We start from the raw sequence: 1857 nt of genomic DNA on the forward strand, positions 1-1857 counted from the left end.
ATTCTAAATGTGATCTATCTTACAAAACAAAACCTTATCGATATTCCAGTATTATATCTCTCAAAACATATTCTGGAATTCAAAAATGATTATTACAGATTATTGAAGGAAGTAACTGAAAAACAGAATTGGCATGACTGGATTCTCTTCAATCTCGAAACTGTTTACCGAACTTCCAAATATTCTTTAGAAAAAGTTAATGAAATTTACGACCTGTTCAGTTCAGTGAAATCAAAAATCAAAACAAAAGCTCCCGGAATCTATTCCTTTGAACTGCTTGAACTCCTGTTCACACAAGTTTACTGTAAAAACAAAATACTGGTTGAAAAAAATATTGCCTCACGAAATACAGCCAGCAAATATCTAAATGAACTGGTCAAACTAAATATTTTGGAAGCAAAACGAGAAGGAAAGGAAATTCTTTATCTCAATACAGGATTATATGAGTTACTATCAAAATAACCATTACTTATGCACAATTAGAACTGATTTTTGTGCAGAAGATAATAAACATGCCCAATGCTTGTGCACAAAAAACCACACATGCACAAAATAATTTATTTTCTGTACACGACATCTAAATCATGCACCTTGATTGTGCAGATAATTCAGGAATAAAAATGATCCAAGATAAAAACCTGCTCTCGGAAAAAGAAAAAGATATTGTCATAAACAGCATTAAAGAAGGCAAAACCATTCCCAAAGAAACAATAAATTCCCCTCTTTCAGAGGAGTGCGACTTTAATCGCGGGGTGTTTAAAAAATACAAAAAACTCCCATACAATCCCAAACTGAAAGACAGAGCTAAAGAATTACGCAAAGCAGGCAATTTATCAGAAGTATTATTTTGGAATCAGGTTAAAAGAAAACAATTTCTTTCTTTAGATTTTCACAGGCAAAAGATCATCGGTAATTATATTGTTGATTTTTATTGTCCCAAATTAAATCTTATTATCGAGATAGACGGTAATAGTCATAATAATAAAGTTGAATATGATAAAAAGCGAGATAATTATCTCAAAAGTTTAGGATTGATAATCTTACATTTTACTGACATCGATGTAAAAAGGAATTTGAATGGTGTGATGGAATATTTGAAGGAGTTTTGTGGGAATATGAACACCCCGAATTCCGACAAGTCGGAATCCACCCCTCTGCAAGAGGGGAATATAAACACCCCGTCACTTCGTGACACCCCTCTGATAGAGGGGAATTTAACAAAGAAGAGGAAAAATAAATGATCCAGGATAAAAACCTGCTCACCGAAAAAGAAAAAGATATTGTGATAAACAGCATTAAACAAGGTAAAACCATTCCCAAAGAATATCTCTATAAACTGGCAAAAGACGATGAAGATGTTTTTCTCTTCTGGAACGGCAGAAGCGAAGAAGTAACAAATGTTGTTCTGCCTTTTCATTCCATTGAAAATATTGACGAACCACGCAAAGAAAAATACGAAAACAGAGAATCTACTTTTGATTTTTTTGAAATGGACTCTCGCGGCAGACAACTGAAAGGTTGGACGAATAAACTGATCTGGGGCGATAATAAACTCATCCTTTCTTCTCTTGTAAACGGTCCTTTGCGAAAGGAAATTGAAGAACAAGGCGTTATTAAACTGATTTACATTGATCCGCCTTTTGCGGTTGGTGCGGATTTTGGGTTTGATGTGAAAATCGGAAATGATGAAGTAACAAAAAAACAAACTGTTTTGGAAGAAATTGCTTACCGCGATACTTGGGGACGAGGTATTTCCAGCTACCTTTCTATGATGTATGAAAGATTAAAACTTATGCACGATTTACTTGCCGATGACGGCTCGATTTATGTGCATTGCGATTGGAGAGTAAGTAATTA

At 34.2% G+C, this 1857-nt stretch carries 2 protein-coding genes; both read left to right on the forward strand.

Translation table 11 applies throughout. The annotated features are described in order from the left end of the window. The first annotated feature begins 620 nt into the window (after positions 1–620). The gene (locus tag ENL20_07145) at positions 621–1241 is read left to right on the forward strand and encodes an endonuclease domain-containing protein (protein HHE38333.1); all 621 of its coding nucleotides are present in this window, start codon (positions 621–623) and stop codon (positions 1239–1241) included. Beyond that, positions 1238–1857: site-specific DNA-methyltransferase (locus tag ENL20_07150; protein ID HHE38334.1), on the forward strand; the 620-nt coding region annotated here is incomplete at its 3' end. The genes ENL20_07145 and ENL20_07150, both read left to right, overlap by 4 nt.

This window comes from Candidatus Cloacimonadota bacterium (genome assembly GCA_011372345.1).
In the GTDB taxonomy this organism is placed as follows: domain Bacteria; phylum Cloacimonadota; class Cloacimonadia; order Cloacimonadales; family TCS61; genus DRTC01.

Bases quoted from the DNA above. Each gene is read 5' to 3' on its own strand.
- ENL20_07145 (HHE38333.1), top strand. From the start codon at position 621: ATGATCCAAGATAAAAACCTGCTCTCGGAAAAAGAAAAAGATATTGTC.